The 25,968-nt window shown below is 38.2% G+C and carries 28 protein-coding genes and 2 tRNA genes; 26 read left to right on the plus strand and 4 right to left on the minus strand.

The window, feature by feature from the left end; translation table 11 throughout:
- Positions 1-126: 126 nt before the first annotated feature.
- From tes to F3G70_RS00575, 8 genes are all read left to right on the plus strand, one after another.
- Positions 127-1,629, plus strand: coding sequence for a tetraether lipid synthase Tes (gene tes, locus F3G70_RS00540; protein WP_149730765.1), 1,503 nt, complete (start codon positions 127-129; stop codon positions 1,627-1,629).
- Between the two features lie 23 nt (positions 1,630-1,652).
- Positions 1,653-2,642: a beta-ribofuranosylaminobenzene 5'-phosphate synthase gene (locus tag F3G70_RS00545; protein WP_149730766.1), complete on the plus strand. Its 990-nt coding sequence runs from the start codon at positions 1,653-1,655 to the stop codon at positions 2,640-2,642.
- Between the two features lie 8 nt (positions 2,643-2,650).
- Positions 2,651-3,133 (plus strand): homoaconitase small subunit, encoded by a 483-nt coding sequence (gene hacB, locus F3G70_RS00550; protein ID WP_149730767.1) that lies wholly within the window; start codon positions 2,651-2,653, stop codon positions 3,131-3,133.
- 30 nt (positions 3,134-3,163) lie between these two features.
- Entirely contained in the window at positions 3,164-3,784 is a 621-nt protein-coding gene (locus F3G70_RS00555) for an HVO_0476 family zinc finger protein (protein ID WP_149730768.1), read from the plus strand.
- Between the two features lie 9 nt (positions 3,785-3,793).
- Positions 3,794-5,068, plus strand: coding sequence for a tRNA (N(6)-L-threonylcarbamoyladenosine(37)-C(2))-methylthiotransferase (locus F3G70_RS00560; RefSeq protein ID WP_149730769.1), 1,275 nt, complete (start codon positions 3,794-3,796; stop codon positions 5,066-5,068).
- 196 nt (positions 5,069-5,264) lie between these two features.
- Positions 5,265-5,465 carry a histone family protein gene (locus F3G70_RS00565; protein WP_149730770.1) on the plus strand — a complete coding sequence of 67 codons (201 nt, stop codon included), beginning with the start codon at positions 5,265-5,267 and terminating at the stop codon, positions 5,463-5,465.
- 121 nt (positions 5,466-5,586) lie between these two features.
- Positions 5,587-5,658: transfer RNA gene (locus F3G70_RS00570), tRNA-Val, on the plus strand.
- Between the two features lie 3 nt (positions 5,659-5,661).
- Positions 5,662-5,734: transfer RNA gene (locus tag F3G70_RS00575), tRNA-Phe, on the plus strand.
- Between the two features lie 90 nt (positions 5,735-5,824).
- Here the strand turns inward: F3G70_RS00575 and deoC are convergent.
- Together deoC and F3G70_RS00585 are read right to left on the minus strand one after the other, a co-directional pair.
- Positions 5,825-6,562: a deoxyribose-phosphate aldolase gene (gene deoC, locus F3G70_RS00580; RefSeq protein WP_316502624.1), complete on the minus strand. Its 738-nt coding sequence runs from the start codon at positions 6,560-6,562 to the stop codon at positions 5,825-5,827.
- A 59-nt stretch (positions 6,563-6,621) separates the two neighbouring features.
- Positions 6,622-8,277 (minus strand): tRNA uridine(34) 5-carboxymethylaminomethyl modification radical SAM/GNAT enzyme Elp3, encoded by a 1,656-nt coding sequence (locus F3G70_RS00585; protein ID WP_149730772.1) that lies wholly within the window; start codon positions 8,275-8,277, stop codon positions 6,622-6,624.
- Positions 8,278-8,366: 89 nt separating this feature from the next.
- On the opposite strand from F3G70_RS00585, the gene F3G70_RS00590 reads away from it, so the two are divergent.
- Positions 8,367-8,633, plus strand: a complete 267-nt coding sequence (locus F3G70_RS00590; protein ID WP_149730773.1) for a PRC-barrel domain-containing protein — start codon at positions 8,367-8,369, stop codon at positions 8,631-8,633.
- A gap of 18 nt (positions 8,634-8,651) precedes the next feature.
- A complete protein-coding gene (locus F3G70_RS00595) occupies positions 8,652-8,948 on the plus strand; it encodes a DUF2098 domain-containing protein (RefSeq protein ID WP_149730774.1) in 297 nt (98 codons plus the stop codon).
- Positions 8,949-8,955: 7 nt separating this feature from the next.
- On the opposite strand, the gene F3G70_RS00600 is transcribed toward F3G70_RS00595, so the two are convergent.
- Positions 8,956-11,037 carry a DEAD/DEAH box helicase gene (locus F3G70_RS00600; protein ID WP_149730775.1) on the minus strand — a complete coding sequence of 694 codons (2,082 nt, stop codon included), beginning with the start codon at positions 11,035-11,037 and terminating at the stop codon, positions 8,956-8,958.
- Positions 11,038-11,169: 132 nt separating this feature from the next.
- Between F3G70_RS00600 and F3G70_RS00605 the strand changes: the two genes are divergently transcribed.
- The 16 genes from F3G70_RS00605 to pyrE all read left to right on the plus strand — a co-directional run bounded on the left by F3G70_RS00605 (position 11,170) and on the right by pyrE (position 25,419).
- Positions 11,170-11,430 carry a thioredoxin family protein gene (locus F3G70_RS00605; RefSeq protein ID WP_149730776.1) on the plus strand — a complete coding sequence of 87 codons (261 nt, stop codon included), beginning with the start codon at positions 11,170-11,172 and terminating at the stop codon, positions 11,428-11,430.
- Positions 11,431-11,458: 28 nt separating this feature from the next.
- On the plus strand, positions 11,459-12,535 hold the full coding sequence (gene cbiD / locus F3G70_RS00610) for a cobalt-precorrin-5B (C(1))-methyltransferase CbiD (protein ID WP_149730777.1): 1,077 nt from the start codon (positions 11,459-11,461) through the stop codon (positions 12,533-12,535).
- Positions 12,532-13,602: a glycosyltransferase family 4 protein gene (locus tag F3G70_RS00615; protein ID WP_149730778.1), complete on the plus strand. Its 1,071-nt coding sequence runs from the start codon at positions 12,532-12,534 to the stop codon at positions 13,600-13,602. The genes cbiD and F3G70_RS00615 overlap by 4 nt, the downstream gene beginning before the upstream one ends.
- A complete protein-coding gene (locus tag F3G70_RS00620; RefSeq protein WP_149730779.1) occupies positions 13,602-14,468 on the plus strand; it encodes a shikimate kinase in 867 nt (288 codons plus the stop codon). Before F3G70_RS00615 ends, F3G70_RS00620 begins: the two co-directional genes overlap by 1 nt.
- A gap of 110 nt (positions 14,469-14,578) precedes the next feature.
- Positions 14,579-14,914: a chorismate mutase gene (locus F3G70_RS00625; RefSeq protein WP_223165965.1), complete on the plus strand. Its 336-nt coding sequence runs from the start codon at positions 14,579-14,581 to the stop codon at positions 14,912-14,914.
- Positions 14,907-15,104, plus strand: coding sequence for a 30S ribosomal protein S17e (locus F3G70_RS00630; RefSeq protein ID WP_149730781.1), 198 nt, complete (start codon positions 14,907-14,909; stop codon positions 15,102-15,104). Before F3G70_RS00625 ends, F3G70_RS00630 begins: the two co-directional genes overlap by 8 nt.
- 186 nt (positions 15,105-15,290) lie before the next feature.
- On the plus strand, positions 15,291-16,514 hold the full coding sequence (locus F3G70_RS00635) for an aspartate kinase (RefSeq protein ID WP_149730782.1): 1,224 nt from the start codon (positions 15,291-15,293) through the stop codon (positions 16,512-16,514).
- The gene (gene dapA / locus F3G70_RS00640) at positions 16,511-17,404 is read left to right on the plus strand and encodes a 4-hydroxy-tetrahydrodipicolinate synthase (protein WP_149730783.1); all 894 of its coding nucleotides are present in this window, start codon (positions 16,511-16,513) and stop codon (positions 17,402-17,404) included. Before F3G70_RS00635 ends, dapA begins: the two co-directional genes overlap by 4 nt.
- A gap of 9 nt (positions 17,405-17,413) precedes the next feature.
- Positions 17,414-18,235 carry a 4-hydroxy-tetrahydrodipicolinate reductase gene (dapB, locus tag F3G70_RS00645; RefSeq protein WP_149730784.1) on the plus strand — a complete coding sequence of 274 codons (822 nt, stop codon included), beginning with the start codon at positions 17,414-17,416 and terminating at the stop codon, positions 18,233-18,235.
- 8 nt (positions 18,236-18,243) lie between these two features.
- Positions 18,244-19,293: an aspartate-semialdehyde dehydrogenase gene (asd, locus tag F3G70_RS00650; RefSeq protein WP_149730785.1), complete on the plus strand. Its 1,050-nt coding sequence runs from the start codon at positions 18,244-18,246 to the stop codon at positions 19,291-19,293.
- A gap of 231 nt (positions 19,294-19,524) precedes the next feature.
- Positions 19,525-20,778 carry a hypothetical protein gene (locus F3G70_RS00655; RefSeq protein ID WP_149730786.1) on the plus strand — a complete coding sequence of 418 codons (1,254 nt, stop codon included), beginning with the start codon at positions 19,525-19,527 and terminating at the stop codon, positions 20,776-20,778.
- Between the two features lie 537 nt (positions 20,779-21,315).
- Entirely contained in the window at positions 21,316-21,660 is a 345-nt protein-coding gene (locus F3G70_RS00660) for a hypothetical protein (RefSeq protein WP_188118010.1), read from the plus strand.
- Between the two features lie 303 nt (positions 21,661-21,963).
- On the plus strand, positions 21,964-23,574 hold the full coding sequence (thsA, locus tag F3G70_RS00665; protein WP_149730788.1) for a thermosome subunit alpha: 1,611 nt from the start codon (positions 21,964-21,966) through the stop codon (positions 23,572-23,574).
- Between the two features lie 31 nt (positions 23,575-23,605).
- Complete coding sequence (locus F3G70_RS00670; RefSeq protein WP_149730789.1) at positions 23,606-24,619, plus strand: adenosylcobinamide amidohydrolase; 1,014 nt, start codon at positions 23,606-23,608, stop codon at positions 24,617-24,619.
- A gap of 51 nt (positions 24,620-24,670) precedes the next feature.
- Complete coding sequence (locus F3G70_RS00675) at positions 24,671-24,898, plus strand: PRC-barrel domain-containing protein (protein ID WP_149730790.1); 228 nt, start codon at positions 24,671-24,673, stop codon at positions 24,896-24,898.
- Positions 24,898-25,419, plus strand: a complete 522-nt coding sequence (pyrE, locus tag F3G70_RS00680; RefSeq protein WP_149730791.1) for an orotate phosphoribosyltransferase — start codon at positions 24,898-24,900, stop codon at positions 25,417-25,419. Before F3G70_RS00675 ends, pyrE begins: the two co-directional genes overlap by 1 nt.
- A gap of 38 nt (positions 25,420-25,457) precedes the next feature.
- Here pyrE and F3G70_RS00685 read toward each other — a convergent pair whose 3' ends face one another.
- Positions 25,458-25,961, minus strand: coding sequence for a MogA/MoaB family molybdenum cofactor biosynthesis protein (locus tag F3G70_RS00685; RefSeq protein WP_149730792.1), 504 nt, complete (start codon positions 25,959-25,961; stop codon positions 25,458-25,460).
- Positions 25,962-25,968 lie beyond the last annotated feature (7 nt).

Consider the following 25,968-nt stretch of genomic DNA (forward strand, 5'->3'; position numbering starts at 1 on the left):
TTTAAATATTCTTTTAGTCATTAAAGTATATAAGTTTTAAATAACTTTAAATATTAAATTAACTATATTTATTCTTAATATGTTTGTATTACTTGGAGTTATGTTTTTCTAGGAAAGGTGATTTTTTTGAAAATTAAAGATACAAAAAGTTTATGTCCTGAGTGTGGTAAAACTCTCGATGCGGAAGTCTTTGATGAAGGAGGAAAAGTTTACATAAAAAAGACTTGTGAAGAACACGGAGAGTTTATTAACACTTATTGGAGTGATGATGGGATTTATGAAAGAGTGGATAAATATGAACCGTCCATTACATCTCCTGCAAATCCAAACGTGGAAGATTTTACTTCTTGCCCGCATAATTGTGGACTTTGTTCAAAACATGAAACTTCTACCGTTTTAGGGTTAATTGATGTAACGAACAGATGTAATTTAAGATGTCCTGTATGTTTTGCCAATGCTGCAGCTAAAGGATATCTCTATGAGCCTAGCCAGGATGAAATTAGACAGATGCTTAGGAATTTCAGAAATATAAAGCCTCATCCTGCTCTCGCTATCCAGTATGCCGGCGGAGAGCCTACAGTCAGAAAAGACATTGTCGAATTAATTGCAATGGCTAAGGAAGAAGGTTTTACTCACGTTCAAATTGCTACCAATGGTATTAAATTAGCATTGAAGGAAAATCTGGCCAAGGAAATGAAAGACGCAGGTCTCAATACAGTTTACCTGTCTTTTGAAGGGGTTACTCCAGAGCCTTATATCATTAATAAGGGAAGGGATTTGCTTCCTCAAAAAATTCAGGCTATTGAAAACTGTAGAAAAGCCGGATTGGGTGTAGTGCTGGTTCCTACATTGGTCAAAGGAGTTAATGACGACCAGGTCGGCGAAATCATAAAGTTCGCATTTGACAACAATGACATTATTTATGGTGTTAACTTCCAGCCTGTTTCATTTGCCGGAAGAACTCCTTCAGATCAGGTGGAAGAGCAAAGAATAACCATTCCTGATTTCATTAAGATAATAGAAGAACAGACTGACGGTCAAGTCAAAACAACAGATTTCTACCCGCCTTCTTCAGTTGAAGCAGTAGCTAATTTCATAGGTGCCCTGGACGGTGAAGAGCCAAGCGTTACCCTTAACTGCCATCAGCACTGTGGTATCGCTACCTATGTATTCAGGGACAAGACCGAAGGTCCTGGAAAGGACAAGTTAACTCCAATCAACAGATTCATTGACATCGATTTATTGTTTGAAAAATTGGACGGATACTCCGAAAGATTGATGGGAGGAGGATTCGCAATCAGGAAAAGGGTTCTTGCAAGCGCTACAAAAGACCTTCCTAAGCTGATTGACAAAGATGAGGCTCCGGAAAACATGGATGCGAAAAAGATTTTCCTTAACATGTTTACGCACAGGTCCTATGAAGCATTGGGTGAATTCTCAAAAGATGCGATGCTCATTTCATGCATGCACTTCATGGATTCATTTAACTTCGATGAAGACAGGGTTAGAAAGTGCGTTATCCACTATGCAACTCCTGACGGCAGAATCATTCCATTCTGCAGCTATAACTCAATGTATCGTGATGGTGTTGAAGAAAAATTCTCAACTCCATTCAAGTCTAAAGAATAATCATATTTGCTGAGGATATTATCATGTATATTAAATCACCTTCAAGACTCCATTTAGGCCTTATTGACATGAATGGGTCTTATGGGAGGCTCGACGGTGGAATCGGGCTTGCTATCCAAGACCCTAACTTTTGTTTATATGGTGAAAGTGCTGAAAATGGAATTACAATTGACTTTAACGAAAACTATGATTTCAGTGATGAAATAAGAAATGAATGCGTAAAGAAAATCAATGACGCCGCTCAAAAGGTAATTGACTATTATGACGTTGATGAAGGATTTTATTTTAGGGTAGATAAGGCATTTCCTCCTCATTCAGGACTTGGTTCCGGAACTCAGATAGCTTTGTCCACCGGAAAATTGATTACAGAACATATCGGTGAGGAATCCAACGGAGTCAGTCTCGGTAAAATCACCGGCCGTGGAGGAACCTCAGGCATAGGCGTTTTTGCATTTGACCATGGTGGTTTCATTGTTGACGGAGGACACAGCAAGAAGGAAAAGGATTCTTTTCTGCCTTCCTCAGCTTCCAAAGCCAGTCCGCCACAACTTTTCGGACGCTACGAATTCCCTGAAGAATGGGGTGTTTTATTAGTCATATTAAAGTCAGACGTAAGCGTCAACGGCCAGAAGGAAGTAAACATCTTCCAGGAATACTGTCCTATTGACACCCAGGAAGTGGAACTTTATTCCCATCTTGTTTTCATGAATATGATTCCTTTCTTGATTGAAAAGGATTTGCCATGCTTTGGAAACATAATTAATAAGATACAGACAATAGGATTCAAGAATATTGAAGTTTCTCTTCAGACTGACAATATCAAGAATCTGATGAAGAAATTAAGAGAAATAGGTGCTTATGCCGTTGGAATGAGCTCTTTTGGCCCGACGGTCTATTCGTTTTACGATGAAACCAATAAGCACATAGTTGATGAAATTAAAGATTACGTTGGCGATGACGGCATTGTCATTACGACCAAAGCCCAAAATCATGGCCATATTCTTACTAAATAGTGATTATTATGGATATTATTCGTGGAAAAACCTGGACATTCGGTGAAAATATAGACACCGATGTCATCATACCCGGAAGATATTTGAGAACATTCAATCCTCAGGATTTGGCAGACCACGTCCTTGAAGGGGAAAGGCCTGATTTTACTGAAAATGTTCAAAAGGGTGATATCATTGTTGCAGATGAAAACTTCGGATGCGGATCATCAAGAGAACAGGCTCCGGTAGCTATCAAGACTGCAGGCGTTGATGCAATAGTCGCCAAGTCATTTGCAAGAATATTTTATAGAAATGCAATTAATATAGGTCTGCCGGTTATCGTAAGCGATATCGAAGCTAAAGACGGTGACATTATTAAAATAGACTTATCTAAAGGAAGTTTAATCAATGAAACTTCCGGCGAAGAAGCAAACTTCGAGCCATTTAAGGAATTCATGTTAGACATTTTGGAAGATGGCGGTTTGGTAAATCACCATCTAAAAAACGATTAATTATTTATTTTTATAAGGAGGCATTAAAAAATGGAATGTCCTATTTGCGGTTCTGACGATATTGAAATATTAAATTCAAAACAGAAGGAATCAAAAAAGAAGATAATGGAAGAATATCTTTTGAAATGTTTTGACTGCGGTCACGTTTTCAAGGATGTTGTTTCCGCAAAAAAACCTAAAGAGTATAGACTTATCATATCTGAACAAAATAAATCTCATAAAACCACAATCGAATTATCTCCAAGTGAAGAACTGAAAGTTGGAGACGTTCTGCTTTCCGATTTGGGTCAAGTGGAAGTTACAAGTATTGAAGTTGACGACAAAAGAGTTAAAAAGGCATTGCTGGAAGACGTCGGAACAATCTGGGCGACTTCAGTTGAAATCCCTGCACGTATCGGATTTTCAGTTGACCTTCATGGAAAGGTCGACTCATACAAGCTTGATTTGGATAGGGATTTTGAAATAGCACCTGGTGATGTCGTAAAAATTGAAAACCATATCGTCAAGGTACATGTCATTAAGACTGCTGAGCGCAAGCTCACTTCAGGCTTTGCAAAGGCCAGTGTTATTAAAAGGGTCTATTCAAAGCCGGTCAAGTTCAACAACTACGACTATGATCTGACTGACAATATCTTCAAGAAAACCAAGTGAGAATCTTTCATGAAAGTATATATAGAATCCTACGGATGCACGTTCAACAAGGCAGACGGCCAGATAATGGCTGGTGTTTTAAATGAAAACGACATTGATTTGGTTGATACTATTGACGATGCTGATGTCGTTATCGTAAACACCTGCTATGTCAAGCTGCCTACCGAAAACAAGGTGATTCATAAAATCCAAAAGCTGCAGAAGAATTATCCCGACAAGAAAATCATCGTCGGAGGCTGCATGGTCGAAATCGATCCGGAAAAGCTGGAAAGCATTGGGCCTGACTGCAGCTGGATTGGGCCTCACCAGTTGAACAAGGTTGCAGATGTTGTTGAAAAGACATATTGCGGTGAAGTGATACGCGAATCCGGATTTTCAAAGGAAAGTAAAGTCAACGTTCCTAAAATTACTGACGACAGTCTGATTCACATCATTCAAATCTGTGAAGGCTGTCTGGGAGCGTGCACATTCTGCTGTACCCGATTTGCCCGTGGACCGCTCAACAGCTATCCTATTGAAGATATTAAGGCTGAAGCGAAATGGGCAATAGAAAACGGCGCCCGTGAAATCCAGCTCACTGCCCAGGACACTGCAGCGTATGGCCGGGACACTGGTGAAAAACTGTCTGATTTAATCAAAGAAGTGGCTAATTTAGATGGAGATTTCAGAATTCGTGTTGGAATGATGCACCCTAAAAATATTTTAAATGATGTTGATGAAATAATCGATGCAATTAAACATCCTAAGGTATATGATTTTATTCATTTGCCTGTACAGAGTGGAAGTGACAAGGTCCTGAAGGAAATGAGGCGTGGTCACACCATAGCCCAATATCTTGAAATTGTGGATAAATTCAAAAGTGAAATTCCTGATTTGACTTTGGCTACAGATATCATTGTCGGATTTCCAACAGAGACTGATGATGATTTTGAAAAAACCGTCGAATTGCTTAATGATGTGAAACCAAGTATAATTCACTTGTCCAAATATCAGCACAGGAAAGGTGCAATATCTTCATCATTAAAGGAAATTCCTCATCACGTTATGAAGAAAAGATCCAAATTTTTATCCGAAATCAAGAGTGAAATAACCCAAGCAGAAAACGAGGAATTATTGGATTCATATCAAAATATTCTGGTTGTCGAAAAGGGAAGTAAAGGCGGATTTATTGCAAAGACTGATTCATATATTCCTGTTGTAGTTGAAAATGTCAGTTTAGGCGAATTTGTTCGTGTAAAGATAACTCAGGCAACGGCCACATATCTTAGGGGTGTTGTAGAATAATTTATTATTTTAATGTGTTATTTTCATAATTTTCATATATTTAATGTCTTTAATTATTAGTTATTTTCTTATTATTTTTCTATTATTAAAACACTTTGTTAATAGGTTCATGGTTAATGTTTAGGTAAAAATTAGGCCTTTTTTTCCAAAAAGTTTATATACTATGCATTACTACCTTTTAATTGGAGGTGAAAATATGAGTGAATTACCAATCGCACCAGTAGGTCGTATCTTAAAAAATGCTGGAGCTGCAAGAGTTAGCGACGAAGCAAAAATTGCATTAGCTGAAGCATTAGAAGAAAAAGGTGACGAAATCGCTAAAAAAGCTGTTAATTTCGCACGCCACGCTGGTAGAAAAACTGTAAAAGCTGAAGATGTTAAATTAGCAATCAAATAGGCTTTTTACTTGTTATTTAACTATTGGCCATTTTCTTGTGGTCAATTTTTTTTCTTTTTTATCGGTTCTATTATTGCAAAGTTTTATATATTACTTTTGATAAAACATATAATGTTGTATAGGACCGGTGGTCTAGGGGTATGATTCCTCTTTGACGTGGAGGAGATCACGAGTTCGAATCTCGTTCGGTCCATACGCCATGGTAGTTCAGATGGGAGAACGCTAGACTGAAGATCTAGATGTCGCTGGTTCAAGTCCGGCCCATGGCATCCACTTTTCTATTTTTTTTAAATTTTAACCTAAAATAAGTAGGTCTTTTTTTAAATCCCCTATGATATGGTGATGGTTTTTTTTTAATTTTACCTTAAGGTAATTGGTTTTGGTTTTACTTGTGTGTTTTCTCTAAGTTCCCTGTATTTGGAAACAATTTCATATCCGTTATTTGACGCAATCAAATCAGCGCCTGCGGTCAATACCTGATTGGCCATTTTCCAGATATCAATTCCGTCATATACCTCGATTTTAGTTTTCGGAGCATATCTCTGGAATATGTTGATGTCATTAACGATTTCATAAATGTGGTTTGGCGTTAAAAATCCTGTAGATGTCTTGATATAGTCAACTCCGGCATTTTCAAGCCTTATGACGATATTTGCCTTCTGTTCGTCTTCAAGAATCTTGCTTTCAATAATCATTTTTAATGTTTTGTCTCCAACGGCCTCCTTAAGCAGTCTGGCTTCCTCTTCAATCAATTCATATTTTTCACTTGCAACATGATTTAAATTAATCACGGCATTTACTGCGTCGGCTCCGTTTTCAATCAATGATTTGGCTTCTGCAACTTTGGATTCGGTACTTTCACAGCCCAACGGAAATCCGACAACGCTTTCAACGGTTGTGTCACGCTCTGCCAATATCTCTTTGGCTAACGGGACATAGGTTGGATTAATAATTACTGAATTGAAGTCGAATTCAGATGCTTCAGTTAAAAACTGTTTCATTTCCTCTTCGCTAATCATATTATTAAGGTTTGTGTAGTTAATAAGACTAGCCAAGTGATTTGAGCTTTTTATTTTATACATTATTACCACTCTCATTTATTTAATTTGTTTGTAGATATACGAATGAAACTATTTAAAGTTTGTGACTTGATTTTTTAAATTAGTTTTTTGGCCATATATGGCCCTTTTCTCTCATAGCCGAATTTGCGGTAGTAATTTCTTGTTCCGATACCGCTTATGATAGCTATTTCATCCTTTCCATTATCAACTGCCAGGTTTTCCGCTTCCATTAAAAGCCTTTCACCAAAGCCGGTGTGCTGGCCTATGGCCGGATTTTTATCTCCGATCTGAATCATGTTTCCATAGACGTGGAGCTCACGTATTAATGCGGTTTTATCCGTAATTTCCGGTCTGAAGGCATTTTCTGAAGGAATTCTGAAACGCAAAAATCCTGCAATGCTTTCCTCGTTTTTATCTTCAATTGAGATGAAGGTTTCCTCTCCTGCGCAGGCGGTGTATGATTCCTTGAATAATTTGAAATCCTCCAGCGTGTAGTTTTCCTTTGTTTTTTTATGGCCGATTTCACGGCATCTTATGCACTGGCAGTTAATATCATTTTCATCCAGCCTGTTGTATACGAGCTCACCGAGATTGGATTTCTGAACGCCGGCCTCAATTAATGTGGACGGGATGTCCCTTTGGATTCTCATGGTCCTTACCCATTTCGGAAGAATCCTTTTAATCTCCACAATCAAATCAACGGCTTCCTCATCGCTATATGGGTTGTAGGTGCCCTCTTTCCACATGTCATAGATTTCGCTTCCCTTGGTAACGAGGCATGGATAGATTTTAAGCATGTCCGGCTTGAAATTATCGTCGCTGAACAGCTGTTTAAACATTTTAATGTCTTCCTTTTTGTCAACGAAGAGGCCAGGCATCATGTGCATGGCCACCTTGATGGCTGAATCCCTCAATAGCTGGTTTGCCTCAATGACGTCCGCTATCGTATGGCCCCTTTTGACGTTCTTATATATCTCATCGGACAGTGTCTGAACGCCCAGCTCTACTCTTGTAACGCCGAAATTAAGCATCCTGTTAATGTGTTCCTTTTTGCAGTAATCCGGACGTGTCTCGAATGTCATTCCCACACATCTGACCTTGGAGTTTTCATTAACTCTCTGGGCTTCATCTATCAAAACATAATCGTTTGGAGGATATGTTTTCAAAACATCTTTTTCAAATTCTCTAATTAATTCACTATTGATTTCAAGTTCCGCATTGTTTTCTAAAATCAGTCCAAAATCGCACATGGCCTTGAGGCATTGTGAAACGAACCATTCCTGATAGCACAGGTCTCTTGAAGGGAATGTTCCTCCCATTATTATAAGTTCCACCTTGTCTACAGGATGGCCTATCTTTTTAAGCTGCGCTAAACGGTTAAAACATTGAACGTAAGGATGATATTCAAACATTCTTCCCCTTAAGGCCGCCGGCTCCTCACCGGTATAGCTTGGAGGGGCGATGTCGCTTTCAGGACAGTACATGCATCTTCCGTGAGGGCATTTGTGGGGATGGCACATTACCGCTACGATTGCCACGCCGGATTTGGTTCTTGTCGGCTTTTTCTTTAGCGTATCGGAAACCAGTTCCTTTTCATCGGGGCTTGCATATTCAAGAATATCTGCATTGCTCATGAATCTTGATAGCTTCAGTTCACGGCAAAGCTGCCTTTTTTTGACTTCCAATTCACGTCGAGTGGATATTTTTCCTTCAATAATATCATTTATAATTATTCGACATGCCTTTTCCATTAATATTCACCTATTAAATTATATGATAGTTAATTTTATATATTGGTTATGTTTAAGTAATTAATATATAATTATTTTGAGGCGATAAAATGCGTGCAAAAGAACTTTTTGGAATGACTGTTTTAGACAGCAAAGTAAGAGAAGTAGGTAGAATTGAAGATGTTGACATTGATGTTGAAGAAGGTAATGTAGAGTCACTCGTTGTTTCCTTGAAAAAAGGTATCTTATCCAACGATTACATCGAAGTTGACTTTTCAAACATTGCAACCATCGGTGATTACGTTCTCTTAAGCACTGAAATTGAAAAAGAAGCTGAAGAAGCTGAAGAAGTAACAGTTGAAGTAGAAGAAGAATAATTATAATGAGGTAATATCATGGCATTTGATGCTCGTGATAAAGAAATCTCAGTCGATGATTACGTTCGATATGTCGATACTGGAACTGTTGGAAAAGTAGTCGACACTAAAATTGAAGACGAAATCGGCTGGGTTTTACTGGATAAGACTGGTTTATGGTATAAATCCAATTTAGTCGAAATCCTTGATGAAAAAGATATCAACGTTAAAGACATACCAACAGGTCGTGACTTTGATGTTGAGGAATACAAAGAAAAGGCTGCAAAATTAGAAAACATGGAAATGGATTCTAGTGTTGCAGAAGGTGGAGGATAATCCTCCCCTAATAATTTTCTGAAAACTGCTTTATTTTTTTGGATAACGTTTCACCGATACCATCGATTTTTTGCAACTCTTTTTCGGAAACTGATTTCAAATCGGTTCCAAATATTTCCACAACGTTTCTGGCCCGTTTTCTTCCGAGGCGTTTAACTCCCACTACAAGAGGAATGATATCTTCCTTTACGCCGTAATAGAGTCTTGCGGACAGGATATCATAATCCTTAAGGTCTGAATAGCTTCCCAGAATCTCTGAAGTGCTTTTTGCAAACCTTACAAGCCTTGAAGCTTCATAGGCTGACCTTCTTGTTGAGGCTGAATAGACTCCGTACTTGTTTTCGATTTCAAACTCGTTTCTCTCATTAATCCATTCAATCAGTGACACCGTTGTGGCTTCGGGATTTCCTATATCGACCGCAAAAAGGCCTGATTCAGACATCTTGTCACGGACAGGATCCTTGTTTTTCCTTCCCTTAAACGTGATTAAAGGCAAATCAGGAGTTTCGGCAAGGGCATAGATGAACTCCGGAATGTTGAAGGAATCCATTGTTGAGATGTATTCCTTTATCTTGACCGCCGTTTCAACGGCATAGTTTGATTTGGCTATCAGATTACCGAATTCCGTTGTCTTGAGGCCTTCAGGCGTTGCCCTTATTATTCCGTTTTGAAGCAGGAACTGCAAGGCATTTTCAAGCTCCCATCTAAGGCTGTCCGCAGCAAAGAGAGACATTGACGGATTGTTGCTCATCTGATATCCGTAAAGTGTCTTTTCAAAGAAATCGGTCAGCTCATCCAGATCCTTTGATAAGGTTGATGCGATTTGTGCAATAATCTGTTTGTAGACTGCATCCTTGTTGTCAACCAGTTTTGAATTGGTAATCTCGATTTCACCGTGAATATAGTAATCCTGCAAGTTAATGGCTTCATCCGAGGTCTTTGCAACGAGATATGAGTAACCCACGTCATCGTATTGTGGCCTTCCAGCACGGCCTGACATCTGCTCATAGTCAAAGACAGGAATTGGCTGCGGTCCGTTGCTTGTCCAGCGTGTGGTATCTCTAATTGCAACTGCTTTTGACGGCAAATTGACTCCATACATTAAACTTGGCGTTGCGCTGATCATTAATATGTTGCCTTTTCTGAACTCGTCTTCAATGATTTCCTTCTGTTCATTGAAAAGTCCTGCATGGTGAAAGGCAACTCCCTTTTCGGCAGCTTCGGCCAGTTTGGTACAGGTTGTGGTCGGTAGAGACCCCTTGTTTTTGGGAACCTCAAGCAATTTATTGGCTACTTCTTTAAAGCGAATCTTCTGTTCCTTGGTGAGCTTCTTGTTGATTTTTTTGGCAACGTAAGTGGCCAGGCTTTCTGTAAAGCGCCTTGTTGATACAAAGGTTAATGCCTGTGATTCGTCCTGCATTGCCTTTTCAACGATTTTAACGATAACGTCATTCTTGTTTTTCGTGTTGAACATCTCCGCATCAAGGACTTCCTTGTTTAAAGGAACAGGCCTGTAGTCATGCTCGACGCACTTTCCTTCAAGCCATCCTTCAATCTCTTCAATGTTTCTTAAAGTGGCCGATAAAGCTATTATTCTCATGCCAGGATTGATAATCTTCGCCCTTGTGATGGCTGCCTCTAATGTAGGACCTCTCGTGTATTCGCCGATCATGTGAAACTCATCGATAATCAACGTATCGACGTCACGAAGAACGTCCCATTGAAATCTGGTAAGGGCATCGAAGGATTCGAAAACCATAACTGACAAATCTGAGCTTGACGGATGCTTTCCAACTGAGATTCCATGTTCCTCAAAGGCCTTGAACTCCTGCACCTTTTCATTTTGAATTGATAAGAGAGGTGCTGCATAAACGGCCTTTCCATTATTTAAAATGGTTTTAAGTGCCGGCAAAACTCCTAAAACGGTTTTTCCACTTGCCGTTGGAATGCAGATGATGTAATTTGATTTATCCTCCAGATATCCTGATTCAATAACTGCCTTTTGTGCGGGATTGAACTCCTTAATGTATGGGTACGCACTGTTTATTATTTTTTTAATATCTTCAGGTAAATTTTCCATTTTAATCAATTAAATATTGTTCCTTTTATATATTAATATATTTGCAGAGAGCGTTTGATAACAAATATTAATATTAGGTAACAGTTAAATACTATTATATATAAAATAATTACAAAAAAATTAACATAAAGGTGTATTAACATGGCAATTAAAATCGAAGTATTCAAAACTGATTCATGTCCTCATTGTCCTGCTGCAGTAAGTGCTGCTGAAAATGCAAAAGCTAAATTTGGCGATCAAATTGACGTTGAAATCGTTAACGCAAATGATCCAGCCAATATTGACAGAGCCAGGGAATATAGAATAATGGCTGTACCTACCGTTGTCATTGACGGTGAAGTTGTCTTTATTGGTGCGCCTAGCGACGATGAACTGATTGAAAAACTAGAATCTTTATTATAGATTCTCTCTTTTTTTTATTTTTGTGAAAATGACTGATGATAATTTTATTGGCGTTACAACGGGTACCGTAGCCACTGCGTGTTCTCTTGCAGCCATAGATGCCATTTTGGATTCATCAGATATTGTTTGCGTTAATGTTGAAACTCCCAAAAAGAAACTGGATATTCTCATTGACGACTGCCGCAAGCTGTCCGATTCGTCCGCATGTGCAGTAGCCCACAAGAATCCATATAACGATCCTGACGTTACTGTTAATCTGGCAATCGTTGCCCATGTGGAGCTGATTGACTTTGAAGGCGAAAAGGTTATCATTACAGGTGGCGAAGGAGTCGGCATAATCACAAAGCCCGGCCTTCAGATTGAGGTCGGCGATTACGCGATAAATCCCGTTCCGCGAAAAATGATAAGAAAGAACCTTGAAGATAAGGTTCCTGAAGGCAAAAGCGCAAAAGTTACCATTTCCATTCCAAAAGGCTGTGAAATCGCTAAAAAGACAATGAATCCAAAGCTTGGAATTGTCGGAGGCATTTCCGTTCTGGGAACAACAGGAATCGCAAGATCAATGTCCAGCGAAGCCTATAAGAATTCCATAGTTACTCAAATCGATGTGGCCATTGCAACAAAGGTTGATAATCTGGTATTCGTTCCGGGAAATATCGGTGAAAAATTGGCTTTAAAAAGACTGGACATTACAAAAGAACAGATTATCCAAACCGGAAACTATGTCGGATTCATGTTTGAGGAAGCCAAAAAGAGAGGAATCGACAGATTTACCTTCTTTGGACATATCGGGAAATTGATTAAGGTCGCCGGAGGAATATTCAATACAAAGCATGCCGTAGCAGACGGAAGGCGTGAGATAATGATTACCCATGCGGGAATCTGCGGTGCCGAAAGGGAAATTCTTGAAAGGCTGTACGATTCGGCCACAACCGATGACATGCTCGATATTCTAAGCGAAATAAACCTTCAGAAGGAAGTTGCAAACAGCATCGCAACAGCAATAAAGCAGCGTTGCGCCCAGCGCTTTGAATTGGAGCTTGACGTTATTCTCGTTGACATGGAAGGAAATTATTTGAATGACAATATGGAGGGCTTTGTATGAAAATAGCTATGCTCGGTCAGTTTCCGCCCCATTTCGGAGGCGTAGGCGTTCATATTCACACGTTATCAAAGGAACTCGTAAAGCAGGGTCATGAAGTTTACGTAATAACATATCCCCACAAGGATTTGGCCGATATTGACGGTATTCACGTTATAGGCACTACAGGAATTAACATTCCCGGAATCAGGGGTCTGATGTTTAAGAGAAATGCCGAAAAGGCACTGGAAAATCTTTTAAAGGAAGTTGACATTGACATCATTCACGGACATTACCTATTCCCTGCTGGAGCTGCCGCCGTTGATGTGGGCTCAAAGCATAAAATTAAGACATATGTCACCGCACACGGTTCAGACATGTTTGAAATGTATAAAAAGCAGTCATTCATGAGGCCGTTTATTAAAAAGGTACTTAAAAAGGCCGATGTGGTCTTTGCAGTAAGCAATGCCTTAAAGGATGAGATTCTGGCAACGGGAGTCAGTGGAATCGAGGCCAAAACAAGACTCTACTGGAATTCCGTTGACATTGATAAATTTTCCATGGACAATAAAAATACTTTAGAAAGTAATGGAAAGCCGATAGTCCTTTTTGTTGGAAATATCATTAAGCGTAAAAACGTTAATTTAATTCTTGAAGCTAAAAAACTGTCAAAAACCGATTATGAAGTTGTTGTTGTCGGTGACGGCCCTTTGAAAAACGAGCTTGAAAGCAAGGTCGAAAAGGAAAGCATTCCTGATGTCAGATTTTTGGGCTCACGAAATGACGTTGAAAATATAATTCCCGGCTGTGACGTTCTGGTTTTACCTTCATTTTCCGAAAGCTTCGGACTGGTATTAATTGAAGCGTTGGCATGTGGAAAGCCGGTTATCGGAAGCAACGTCGGCGGAATAAAAGAAATAATTAATGACGACGTCGGTTTATTGATAAATCCTAATGACGCATCAACATTGTCCGATGCCATTGATAAGATAATTGGAAATGACGAGTTCAGAAAAAAATTAGCTTCAAACGCCCGAAACAGGGCCTGTGATTTTAGTGAAGTTGAAATCCCTTACGATGAGATGAAATAATGATAAAGAAAGTTAGATGTCCCGGTTCAGCAACGATAATTAATGCAATAGCAACAGGCTGCGGATCCGCATTTGGAATAGGTCTTAACATTAAATGCGAGGCAAAATCAATCGATTCCGGAGTGAAATGCTATAATGATGTAGGAGCAAGCACTGATTTAATGGATTTATGTGTTGATAAGGTTTTTGAAAGGTATGATATTGATAAAAACGATTTCGGTCTTGAAATCAAAACGCAATCAACCCTGCCGATGGCTTCAGGCCTTTCAAGCAGCAGCGCCTCTTCAAACGCCGTTGTTGCCGTATCATCCAAAATAATATGTGAAGAGTTTGACCTGACTCCATTAACGGATATGGAAATCATCAATCTGGCTATTGATGCCTCAATCGAAGCGGGAGTTACCATAACCGGTTCATTTGATGATGCAACCGCATCCTACTTCGGAGGCGTTGTAGTAACCAACAATAAAGCCAGGGAATTCATCATTAAAGAGAAAATGGATGACTATAAGATACTTGTTTACATGCCCAATTTCCATGCAAAATCCGGAGACAGCGACGTTAACCGCATGAAGCTGATGGCTCCTCTTGTAAAAACAGCATTCGGATTTGCTAAAGATAAGGATTACTTCAAGGCTCTTAACTTAAATGGCCTGATATACGCATCAGCCCTGGGCTTTGACCCGGCCATTGCAATCGATGCTCTTCAGGCGGGTGCCGTTGCCTCAGGCCTTTCAGGAACGGGATCATCATTTGTGGCAGTTTGCGATGAAGGCTCCTGTGACAATATTAAAGACGCATGGAGTAATCTGGAAGGACGGGTCATCGAAACTGATGTGGATAATGACGGATGCATGTTTTATTAACTGAAAAAAATTCTTAATTCCTTAAAAAATTGCCGTTTCATGCCATAGTTTATATACTATGATTATTATAAATTATATTATTATCATTATTATCAGATATGGTGATTTTTTTGACTGGCGAAAATGAGATTAATTCTTTTGAAAACAAAGAGGAAGCCGAAATTCTTTTAGAAGAAGCTAGAAATCGCATTGATGAAATTGATAATGAATTATTTAATTTAATTTACCAGAGAACTCACATTGCAAAGGATATCGCACTTGCCAAGGAGTACTTGGGAATGCCCGTATTTGATAAGACAAGGGAAGAGGCGGTTCATGCAAAAATCGAGAAGTTGTCTGAGGAAAACGGTATTGATGCAGTAATAATTGATCAAATCGTTGATATGCTGACTATATTAAGTAAAAATGAGCAGAATGAAATATTGAGGAGGAATAATAATGGGTAATATTAGAACTTCATTTGTTAAACGTTTAGCAAGGGAACTTGTAGATACTCACAAAGGTGTTTTCACCACTGATTTTGAAGAAAACAAAAAATTAGTATCTGAATACTCAACCGTAAGTACTAAACATTTAAGAAATAAAATAGCTGGATATGTTACAAGGCTTGTTAAGATTGAACAAACTCAAGAATAAGCTTTCTACATATTTATTCTCTTTTTTTATAATTTACTTTTTTTTCAAAACTGAACCTTTTTTTAATTAAAACTATTTTTTTAAAAGTTTATTAATATGGTGAAATAAAAATATAAATGAATATCTTTGTATTCGAAAATTTGTGAAATTTTTTTTATAAATTTCAAGAAATAGGTGTGAATTTTAATGGATTTAATAGTAGCAAAATTCGGTGGCACATCGGTAGGAGATGGGGCCAGAATTAAAAAGGCGGCGCAGTCCGTAGTAAATGAGTATATGAAAGGCAATCAAATCGTAGTAGTGGTTTCAGCAGTCAACAAGACTACTGATGAATTAATTGGACTATCTACTGACGCTATTGGAGCTGGTTTAACTGACAAGCAGAAGGCAGAAATCATGGCCATGGGTGAGTTAACTAGCGCAAGATTGTTCTCAGCAACTATTGAATCATTAGGAGTGAAATCTGAATTTATAGATCCTTATAACAAATTATGGCCGATAATGACTGATTCAAATCCTCTGGAAGCCAAAATAGACTTCAAGACCACCAATGAAAAGGCTGAAGGCATTAGAGAACTCCTGAATCAGGGCATCGTTCCTGTTATTTGTGGATTCTTAGGCAAAGGACCTAGCGGAGAAATCACCACCCTCGGAAGGGGAGGAAGTGATATCACGGCATTTTTAATTGGTCACTGCCTGGATGTTAGTGAAGTAATTATCGTTACAGATGTGGAAGGCGTAATGTCAACCGATCCCAACAAAATCGAAGAGGCAGAGCTTTTGCCTGAAATTACCGTTGAGGAATTGAGGGATTTGGCTACACACGGTGCTCAAGTTCTGCATCCTCACGCATTAACATACAAAGATCCATTAATATCAGCCAAGATTATTAATTTTGAACATGGGAATTTATCTGCAAAAGGTACTCGTATAGTAGGGCCTTTTGAAGGTGATTCTTTGAAATCTGTAACTATATATAAAAATCCTATTTCACTTATAGCAATTGTTGGAGATGGAATGCTTAAAAGATCTGGGCTTTTGGCTAAAGTGACTTCCTGTTTGGCAGACAACAACATCAATATATTTGGCATTTCTGCCGGTCAGAATTCAATGACAGTCTTCGTTGAAAAGACAGAATCCAATAAGGCATATCACTTATTACATCATTTAGTGATAGAAGACGAGTTCTTCAGCTCTTTATCTTTAGGTGAAGACGCTTCTATGATTACAATCGTCAGCCCTAACTTTGCTGATGAAACGCCGGGCATCATTTCAAACATTACGGAGCCGCTCAGAAAGAACAAAATCAATATAATTGAGATTTCATCTTCTCAAACGGCAATAGTATTATATGTGGATATAAAAGATGGTGAAAAAGCATTAGATTTACTTAACGAGGTTTTAGAATGAATTTTGAAGGAACTTATGTTGCAATGGTAACTCCTTTTACCGAAGATTTGAAAATAGACGAAGAAGGTTTCAGGTCAAATATTAACTATTTGATTGACAACGGCGTATCCGGTTTGGTCGGTGCCGGAACAACCGGTGAGTCAGCTACAATGGATCATGATGAACACAGAAGAGTAATCGAGATTCTGGTTGACGAAGTTGACGGCAGGGTTCAGACTGTTGCCGGAACTGGTAGCAACGCAACATCCGAAGCTTTGGACTTGACCCAGTTTGCCTGTGATGCAGGTGCAGACGCTGCATTGGTTATCACTCCGTATTACAACAAACCGCAACAGCATGCGCTTGTAAAACATTTCGAAACCATTTCCGATAATGTTGACATACCGATTATAGCATATAACGTCCCATCCCGTACCGGAATAAACATTGACGTTGATACCGTTGTCGAACTGGCTAAACTCGATAATGTCGAAGCTATTAAGGAAGCAAGCGGAAGCGTCGATAAGGTGTCAGACATCTACAGGGCACTCTCACTTGAAGGCCTTGAAGACGAATTCAACATTTTATCCGGTGAAGACTCCCTGACTTTGCCTATCATGGCTGTGGGCGGAACCGGTGTAATCAGCGCATCAGCAAACATTGATGTTAAAAGGATGGTTTTAATGGTTGACAGCATCCTCAACGACGACTATGAACGTGCTCTTGAGCTTCACTATGAAATGCTAGATTTCATCAGAGCATGTTTCGTTGAAAGTAATCCTGTTCCTGTAAAAACCGGAATGAACTTAATGGGACTTCCGTCAGGACCTTTAAGACAGCCATTAGCTCCACTGAAAGAAGAAAGTTTAGAAATTCTCAAAAAAGCTTTAAAAGATTCAAATTTTATCTAAGGTGTTAAGATGATTAGAGTTGCAGTAACCGGAGCTGCAGGAAGAATGGGCTCCGGAATTATCAGAAAAATTACAGCGCAAGATGATATGGAAGTAGTTGCTGCCATTGAAATGCCGAACACTCCATTGGCAGGAAAAGACGCCGGCCTTCAGGCAGGAATTGACGAGCTCGGCGTGGAAATCACAGGTTCAGAAAAACTCGAGGAAACCTTAAATGCCGCAAAACCGGATGTTCTGGTTGATTTCACTATTGCACATGCAGCAGTCGAAACAATCAAGACAGCCACTTCATGCGGCGTCAATATTGTAGTCGGAACTACAGGTTTCACTGAAGAGCAGATGGCGTCAAACGTTAAAAACGTTGCCGACAACAATGTCGGTGCGGTCATCTCATCAAATATGGCTATCGGAGTTAACGTGTTTTTCAACACTTTAAAGAAATTGGCTCCGTTATTATATGATTATGACATAGAAATTATTGAAGCTCACCACAATCAGAAAAAGGATGCTCCATCCGGAACCGCAGTGACCGCTTTTGAAGTCATTGCCGCAGAACTTGGCCGTGATACTGAAGAAGTCGGTGTATTCGGAAGAAAAGGACTTGTCGGAAAAAGAACTCCTGAAGAAATCGGTGTTCATGCAATCCGTGGTGGAGATATTGTCGGTGATCATACCGTAATGTTTATCGGTGACGGTGAAAGACTTGAAGTCAAACACCAGGCACATACAAGAGAAGTTTTCATAGCTGGTGTAATAAGGGCTATCAGATACGTTCCTACTGCAGAAAAAGGTGTTGTAAGCAGTATGAATGATGTTTTAGGTTTAGAATAGGTGTTTTTATGGTAAATGTAGGTGTACTCGGCGCAACAGGAATGGTAGGCCAAAGATTCATCCAATTATTGGATAATCATCCTGATTTCGAAATTACGGCGCTTGCGGCTTCCGCACGTTCCGCAGGTAAAAGATATGAGGATGCTACCACTTGGTATCTCAATGATGCCATGCCTGAATCCGTAAAAGATATAATTGTTTGTGAAACGAATCCTGAAGATATGGATAATGATGTAGATATTGTGTTTTCATCACTTCCAACTGAATTTGCAGCCAAAGTCGAAAAGGACTTTGCAAAAGATTACGTTGTTGCAAGTAATGCCAGTGCTCATAGGATGAAAAAGAACATTCCTTTAGTTATCCCTGAAGTCAATCCTGAGTATTTAGACATGATTGACGCTCAGCAGAAGGAAAATAAATGGGATGGATTCATTGTAACCAATCCTAACTGTTCAACAATCGCATTGACCTTGACATTGAAACCTATTGCCGATAATTTCAATATTAATTCAATCAGGGTATCAACCATGCAGGCTGTATCCGGCGCAGGATATAACGGTGTTCCTTCAATGGCCATTGTTGATAATCTTGTACCATACATCGGCAGCGAAGAGGAAAAGATGGAAACCGAGACATTGCACTTATTGGGCTCTTTTGATGGCGAAAAAGTCACCGATGCAAATTTCAAATTAAGCGCTTCATGTCATAGGGTTCCCGTTATTGATGGTCATACCGAGGCAGTATTTATTGAGTTGGACGATGACTTTGACATTGATGATGTTAAAGATAAAATGGCAAATTTCAAAGCATTGCCTCAAGAATTAAATTTATTCTCAGCTCCCGAAAATCCGGTTATTGTCAAAGAGGAAATGGACAGGCCTCAGCCAAGAATGGACAGAAATGCAGGCAATGGTATGTCCGTTAGCGTTGGTAGATTAAGAAAAGACCAAGCTTTTGATAATAGCTTAAAATATGTTCTTGTAGGACATAACACTATTCGTGGTGCTGCTGGAGCATCAGTATTAAACGCAGAGTTAATTAATGAGAGAATCCTCTAATTTAACTCGTTTATTTTTTTTATTTTTTCTATTTTTTTCTATATTTTTTAACTGGTTTCTATATCTTTTTAGTTTCTATTTTTGGTTAATTTAAGGGTTTAATTTAAATAGTATGACATCTATATTAAATATTAATTAATTATATTGTGCAGTATTACATAATTTTTAAATTTAAAAATTAAACATATGTAAATTCCAATATTGAGATAAATTTTAAGTTAAGGGATAGAAATGGAAAATGGAATAGACTCTGAAAAAGAAGCTTTACAATCTTTAGTCAGGTCTTGTTTATTAGAGCTCAATAAACTTAAATTCGATTTAACAGAGCTCGAGGTAGAAAAAGCAAATGATAACTCTGCCTCTCGGATTAGAGAACTCGAACAAGATATTGTAGACAAAGAAAAAGAAGTTTCCGTAATAAAATTCAAAGCAGAAGAAGAAGTAAATCAACTACGGAATCAACTGGACGAAAAGGATTTGCTGATTAAAAATCAGGAAGATCGCATTTATGAACTTGATTACGTTAACAATTCCTTGGAAGAAATCAAGACTTATTTTGCTGAGCAGTTAATGGATTACAAGAAGAAAGAACTGTCCGAAGTTAATGAAAGATTAAACGAGTCTTACAGAAGCATTGCCGAAAAGGATGCTCAAATCAACAGTCTTTCAAGGACCATTGACGATTACAAGATTCAGGTTATCAAGCTGGAAAACGACGCTGGCGCCCAGCAGGAAATTATGGAGCTTGAAAAGCAAATAGAATTCAAGAACAGGGAACTCCAGCAAAAGGATAATGAAATTACCATGATTGACAACCAGCTTGTCATGTTAAAAGAGCAGTCTATCCCTAAAGAGGATTATGATAATCTGCAGGCTCAGTTTGAATATGAAGTTGCCGCAATGAATAATCAAATAACTACTCTCAAGGAGCAGTCTATCCCTAAAGAGGATTATGACAGTCTGCAGAGTCAGTTTGAATATGAAGTTGCTGAAATGAACAGCGAAATAGCTACCCTTAAAGAACAGTCTATCCCTAAAGAAGATTATTTAAGTCTTCAAAAGCTATTGGAAAATGAAGTTGCAGCAATGGATCAAGAGATTAACTCACTTAAAGAAAATTCTATCCCGCGCAGAGATTATGTTAATCTCCAAACCCACTTTGAAAATGAACTGTCCGCAAGGGACAATGAGCTCAAGTACTTCAAGGAACAGACAATACCTCGTACCGAGTACATTGACTTGCAGAACAAGCTTCAAAATGAGATTAATGCAAAGGATAATGAGCTCAAATACCTGAAAGAGCAAACTGTTTCACGTGAAGAGTTTATCAACCTCCAAAACGAATTGTTGCGTAAAAACGACAAAATCAAACGTTTGGAAGAAATTAATGCATTCTTCAATGAACTTCAAGAAGAACAGGACTCTTATGAAACTATCGAAAGGACACCTCCTTTCAGATTAGAGAAAAAAGAGCCTAGACGTTAGAAACGCTTCAGTGATGCATTTTCATTAATGCATCATAATTACTTTTTTTATTTAATTGCCCTATCTATCCCACCGAATTTCATATTGTTTTTTTAAGGTATTTGAATAAATTAATTTTAGAGTTAATAATTCTTAGAGTAATTCTTTTAAACATTATAATTATCGCAAGCATCTTAAATTATTATGGAATCATTTTTGATGTGTTGTAGGATATTATTTATTATTTTAAATTAATTTTCACCATATTCGATGTTATTAAATATTATTCATATCATGGTTTTATATGCATAATATCATATATTATTATGTACTGAGGAGTGATTAAAATGTTTGGCAAAAAATTGATTTTTATGCATAGTATAAATAGTACTTCGGGGATGTATGGTTTCCAAGTACCGAATAATTTAAATAATATTAATGTTAATGTATTAAATAATTTTGATTTTAATATATTTTCAATGAAAAACTTTTTATATTAGAACTGATTAAAAAGGAGGTCTTAATATTAAAAAGATACTTTTAATTGTGGTGGTATTGTTGATTATTCTTTGTAGTTATGCTTTTGCCACATCAAATATTGATCAAGAGAAAACTGCAGTTAATGCAATAAATTCGACAGATATTGCTCAGGAAGATGCTACAATTAATGAAATAAATAATCAAATTATTAAAAATTCTGCAGATACGATATATGTTGAATACGATGAAAACGATGATAGTGTCATGACGTTATATGGCGGATATTCTACTACCAGTTCAGGATATTCTGATTCAAGTAAGGATTCTTCTATTGATTTAAATGAACATGTTCAAGATTCAACACCTGCTGAGGATAATAAATATCCGATAGGCACTATAGGATCATGTGCTAATGCAGCATAATTTTATTGGGAGTTTTTAACTCTTTTGCGGGATTAAATCTCTCAATTTTTCTTTATTTTTTGAATTGTTTTAATATTTTGGTCTATTTTACAATTATCCTTTTTAATGTTCTATCAATTAAATTCATCGATTCATCCATTGTATAATTCTTTTTCTTACAAAAATTTACTAAATAGTAAAGTATTTATATAACCTTAAACTCATGTTATATGTAGAAAGGTACATTCAACACTATAAACTTATTTTTTCATGTTGATTGTTAAACTGATCTAATTATTTATTAAATTAAAAAAAGGTGATTATATGGCACAAGGACAACCAATTTTCATCTTACCTGAAGGAACTAACAGATCCGTCGGTAGAGATGCACAAAGAAACAATATTTTAGCCGGTAAAGTATTGGCTGAAACCGTAAGAACCACTTTAGGTCCAAAAGGAATGGACAAAATGTTAGTGGACGGACTTGGAGACATTGTCGTAACCAACGACGGTGTAACTATCTTAAAAGAAATGGATATTGAACACCCTGCAGCAAAAATGCTCGTGGAAGTTGCTAAAACCCAAGAAGACGAAGTCGGAGATGGAACTACCACCGCAGTTATCATTGCAGGTGAATTATTGAAAAAATCCGAAAGCTTATTAGACTCAGACATTCACCCAACAATCATTGCAATGGGATACAGAAAAGCAGCTGAAAAAGCTCAGGAAATCTTAGACAACATTGCAATTGATGACGTTGATACTGAAACTTTAACCAAAGTCGCAATGACTGCTATGACAGGTAAAGGAACCGAAGCAGCACGTGAACCATTAGCAAAATTAATCGTTGAAGCTGTACAGAAAGTGGCTGATGGAAACGTTGTCGACACCGATAACATCAAAATCGAGAAAAAAGACGGTGCTGTTGTCGAAGAATCCAGCTTAGTTGAAGGAGTAATCGTTGACAAGGAAAGGGTACACCCAGGCATGCCATCCGAAATCAAAGGTGCAAAAATCGCTTTAATCAACACTCCATTAGAAGTTAAAGAAACTGAAACTGACACTCAAATCACAATTACCGACCCTGCTCAAATGCAAGCTTTCATCGAACAGGAAGAAAAAATGATTAAAGACATGGTTCAGCAAATCGTTGATGCAGGAGCTAACGTCTTATTCGCACAAAAAGGTATTGATGACTTAGCACAGCACTACTTATCCAAAGCAGGTGTTTTAGCTGTAAGAAGAGTTAAAAAATCAGACATCGAAAAATTATCCAGAGCTACCGGCGCAACTGTCATTACCAACTTGGATGACTTATCCGCTGAAGACTTAGGTGAAGCTGGTATCGTTGAAGAAAGAAAAATCTCCGGTGAAGAAATGATCTTTGTCGAAGAGTGCAGCGCAGCTAAATCCGTAACCTTATTCGTAAGGGGAAGTACCAAACACATCGTTGACGAAATCGTAAGAGCTATCGAAGACGCAATTGGTGTAGTAGCAGCAACCCTCGAAGACGACCAGGTTGTAGCTGGCGGAGGTGCTCCTGAAATCGCTATGGCTAAAAAACTCAAAGATTACGCAGAATCCATTTCTGGAAGGGAACAATTAGCTGTAAACGCATTTGCAGAAGCTTTAGAAATCGTACCAAAAACCTTAGCTGAAAACGCAGGTTTAGACAGCATTGACTCCTTAGTTGACTTAAGAGCAGCTCAGGAAGACTCATTCTACATGGGATTAGACGTATTCTCCGGTGAAGTAGCAGACATGAAGGAAGCTGGTGTAATTGAACCTAAACGTGTCAAAAAACAAGCTATCCAATCTGCATCCGAAGCAGCTGAAATGATTTTAAGAATTGATGATGTAATTGCATCTAAAGGTGGAGCAGACGACCTTCCTATGGATCCAGGAATGGGCGGCGGTATGCCACCAATGATGTAAATTCAATTTACATCTTTTTTTCTCTTTTTTTATGTACGATAACAGACTTATTTTTAAGACTTCAGCGTCAGACGAAGTGTATTACTTTAAAGATTCTATTTTTATTAATTTCAATCATGAAAGAAACGTCATTTCCAATTCTGTTTTAAACGGCGGAATCAATGATAATCTGAAAACCCTTTTCAATCATCATCTCTCACAGGAAAACATCAATTATCTGGAAAATCATGACCTCAGCGATTATTTAACCGAATTCTGTGAAAATTATGGCTTTGAAGCATCCGAATCATCAGGACTTGTCACTCTGGCCAGGATGAGAAACCTTTCAATCATTACTAAAAAGTATAAAAAATTGGAGGTAACGGCCATTACTACCGCAGGAGTCCGAGTCAATGCGGTGTGTGCAGGAGATGATGCGTCATATTATGAAGAGGACGGAAAGTTTCACGCAGGAACAATCAATACGATTCTGCTCATCAATTCAAGACTGGATGACAATGCTTTAACGGAAGCCTTCATGACGGCAAGCGAGGCAAAAACCGTTGCTTTGAATAATTTGAAGATTCCTTCACAGTTTTCCAATGCCTTTGCAACCGGAACAGGTACTGACGGGCTTATAATAGCTTCTGATTTGGATTCAACCAATTTATTGACGAATGCGGGAAAACATTCCAAGTTAGGCGAACTGATTGCCAAATCCGTCATCGAATCTATAGGTGCAGCTATCAGAAAACAGGTCTGGATTACGCCACGTTCACAATCCAACGTTCTGGTATTGTTAAACAGATACAAACTTGACATCAATGAATTTTATGACAGCCTGGATGAAGATAAGCATGACTTCATAATGCAGCTGAAAACGGATTCGAAAATTCAGGAAAATATTGCCGTAACCTCGTCAATCCTAAACCTGATGGATGACGCTGATAATGGCATAATCGAAAAAGAAACTGCTTTCAACATTGCAAATTCAATTTTAGATGATTGTGTCGGGTATCATGTCAGGAAACTGTTATTGTATTGGATTAATGCTTTTCTAGCATAGATTTATATTAAATTAAAGCTAAATATTATTATGAATTAAGGTGATTTTTTTATGAGAATGAAAGAATTGGTTAACAAAGAAGTTTTGGACGGAAACATAAGAATTATCGGTAAGGTTCAAGAGATTATTTTTGATGAGGACACTTTTGAAATCACCGATCTGGTAGTTAAAAAGATTGGAATTTCAGAACAAATCCGTGACAGCGAAAACGTTATTCCTGTAGAGCTTGTAAAGGCTATAGGAGATAAAGTATTACTTAAAAGCGATGATGATATCTAATGCCATCTAAAGATTATTTAATTCAATTGTTAAAGGAGAATGAAGTTTTCCTTAAGGGGGATTTCACTTTATCTTCAGGTAAAAAGAGTGATTATTACATAAACATGAAAAAGGCCATTACAGAGCCTGAAATACTCTCAACCATAGCCAAACTAATCACTGAAATGATATCTGGCGATAACGTGGACAAGGTTGCAGGACCTGCTCTTGGAGCCGTTCCTATAGCTACTGCAGTATCTCTTGAAAGCGAAACTCCTCTATTAATGATTCGAAAGGAAAAGAAAGGATATGGAACATCCAAATTAATTGAAGGTGAATTGAACTCTGGCGATAACGTCATTGTGGTTGAAGACGTTACCACAACCGGTGGATCCCTTTTAAAAGCCATTAAAGCCATTCAGGATAATGGTGGTAATGTAACAAGGGCCTTTGTTGTCGTTGACAGACAGGAAGGAGCCATTGAGGAGTTTGAAAAAGAAGGAATTACTTTAGAACCTTTAATTAAGGTAGATGAATTCTAAAAAAAAGAAATTGTGATGGATTAAAATCCATCAACCAATTATTTTTGTGCGTGATGAACTATATGTGGAAGTTCATCGATTATTATTTTGCATGCCGTTTTGACTGCATTCGGTGATCCGGGCATGGAAAATATACAAGTTTTTTTGTAAACACCGGCCGTAGCCCTTGAGATAAGCGCTCCTGAACCGATTTCGAGATATGACTGGTGGCGGAATATTTCTCCAAAACCGTCGATTTTCTTGTCAAAGAGTTCCTCAACGGTTTCAACGGTAATGTCTCTCATGTCGAGGCCGGTTCCGCCTGTGGTGAGAATTACATCAGCACCGTTTTCAATCATTTTCTCTATCGCTTCTGTTAATTCGTCTTTTTCGTCTTTTATTACTTCTCTTGAAGTCAAATTATATCTTTTTTCAATCTCATCCTGGAGATAGTCTCCGGACAAATCCTCTTTCTTGCTTCTGCTGTCACTTAGCGTGATGATTGCGCAGTTGATATTTTTTGAGGATTCGTTTTGATGCTCTTTCGTTGTATTGCTTGCCATCAAATCA

Source organism: Methanobrevibacter millerae (assembly GCF_900103415.1).
In the GTDB taxonomy this organism is placed as follows: domain Archaea; phylum Methanobacteriota; class Methanobacteria; order Methanobacteriales; family Methanobacteriaceae; genus Methanocatella; species Methanocatella millerae.

What these genes read in the sequence shown, in the direction of transcription:
- F3G70_RS00545 (WP_149730766.1), top strand. Translation starts at nt 1,653, where the DNA reads ATGTATATTAAATCACCTTCAAGACTCCATTTAGGCCTTATTGACATG.
- hacB (WP_149730767.1), top strand. Translation starts at nt 2,651, where the DNA reads ATGGATATTATTCGTGGAAAAACCTGGACATTCGGTGAAAATATAGAC.
- F3G70_RS00555 (WP_149730768.1), top strand. Translation starts at nt 3,164, where the DNA reads ATGGAATGTCCTATTTGCGGTTCTGACGATATTGAAATATTAAATTCA.
- F3G70_RS00560 (WP_149730769.1), top strand. Translation starts at nt 3,794, where the DNA reads ATGAAAGTATATATAGAATCCTACGGATGCACGTTCAACAAGGCAGAC.
- F3G70_RS00565 (WP_149730770.1), top strand. Translation starts at nt 5,265, where the DNA reads ATGAGTGAATTACCAATCGCACCAGTAGGTCGTATCTTAAAAAATGCT.
- deoC (WP_316502624.1), bottom strand. Translation starts at nt 6,562, where the DNA reads ATGAGAGTGGTAATAATGTATAAAATAAAAAGCTCAAATCACTTGGCT.
- F3G70_RS00585 (WP_149730772.1), bottom strand. Translation starts at nt 8,277, where the DNA reads ATGGAAAAGGCATGTCGAATAATTATAAATGATATTATTGAAGGAAAA.
- F3G70_RS00590 (WP_149730773.1), top strand. Translation starts at nt 8,367, where the DNA reads ATGCGTGCAAAAGAACTTTTTGGAATGACTGTTTTAGACAGCAAAGTA.
- F3G70_RS00595 (WP_149730774.1), top strand. Translation starts at nt 8,652, where the DNA reads ATGGCATTTGATGCTCGTGATAAAGAAATCTCAGTCGATGATTACGTT.
- F3G70_RS00605 (WP_149730776.1), top strand. Translation starts at nt 11,170, where the DNA reads ATGGCAATTAAAATCGAAGTATTCAAAACTGATTCATGTCCTCATTGT.
- cbiD (WP_149730777.1), top strand. Translation starts at nt 11,459, where the DNA reads ATGACTGATGATAATTTTATTGGCGTTACAACGGGTACCGTAGCCACT.
- F3G70_RS00615 (WP_149730778.1), top strand. Translation starts at nt 12,532, where the DNA reads ATGAAAATAGCTATGCTCGGTCAGTTTCCGCCCCATTTCGGAGGCGTA.
- F3G70_RS00620 (WP_149730779.1), top strand. Translation starts at nt 13,602, where the DNA reads ATGATAAAGAAAGTTAGATGTCCCGGTTCAGCAACGATAATTAATGCA.
- F3G70_RS00630 (WP_149730781.1), top strand. Translation starts at nt 14,907, where the DNA reads ATGGGTAATATTAGAACTTCATTTGTTAAACGTTTAGCAAGGGAACTT.
- F3G70_RS00635 (WP_149730782.1), top strand. Translation starts at nt 15,291, where the DNA reads ATGGATTTAATAGTAGCAAAATTCGGTGGCACATCGGTAGGAGATGGG.
- dapA (WP_149730783.1), top strand. Translation starts at nt 16,511, where the DNA reads ATGAATTTTGAAGGAACTTATGTTGCAATGGTAACTCCTTTTACCGAA.
- dapB (WP_149730784.1), top strand. Translation starts at nt 17,414, where the DNA reads ATGATTAGAGTTGCAGTAACCGGAGCTGCAGGAAGAATGGGCTCCGGA.
- asd (WP_149730785.1), top strand. Translation starts at nt 18,244, where the DNA reads ATGGTAAATGTAGGTGTACTCGGCGCAACAGGAATGGTAGGCCAAAGA.
- F3G70_RS00655 (WP_149730786.1), top strand. Translation starts at nt 19,525, where the DNA reads ATGGAAAATGGAATAGACTCTGAAAAAGAAGCTTTACAATCTTTAGTC.
- thsA (WP_149730788.1), top strand. Translation starts at nt 21,964, where the DNA reads ATGGCACAAGGACAACCAATTTTCATCTTACCTGAAGGAACTAACAGA.
- F3G70_RS00670 (WP_149730789.1), top strand. Translation starts at nt 23,606, where the DNA reads ATGTACGATAACAGACTTATTTTTAAGACTTCAGCGTCAGACGAAGTG.
- F3G70_RS00675 (WP_149730790.1), top strand. Translation starts at nt 24,671, where the DNA reads ATGAGAATGAAAGAATTGGTTAACAAAGAAGTTTTGGACGGAAACATA.
- pyrE (WP_149730791.1), top strand. Translation starts at nt 24,898, where the DNA reads ATGCCATCTAAAGATTATTTAATTCAATTGTTAAAGGAGAATGAAGTT.
- F3G70_RS00685 (WP_149730792.1), bottom strand. Translation starts at nt 25,961, where the DNA reads ATGGCAAGCAATACAACGAAAGAGCATCAAAACGAATCCTCAAAAAAT.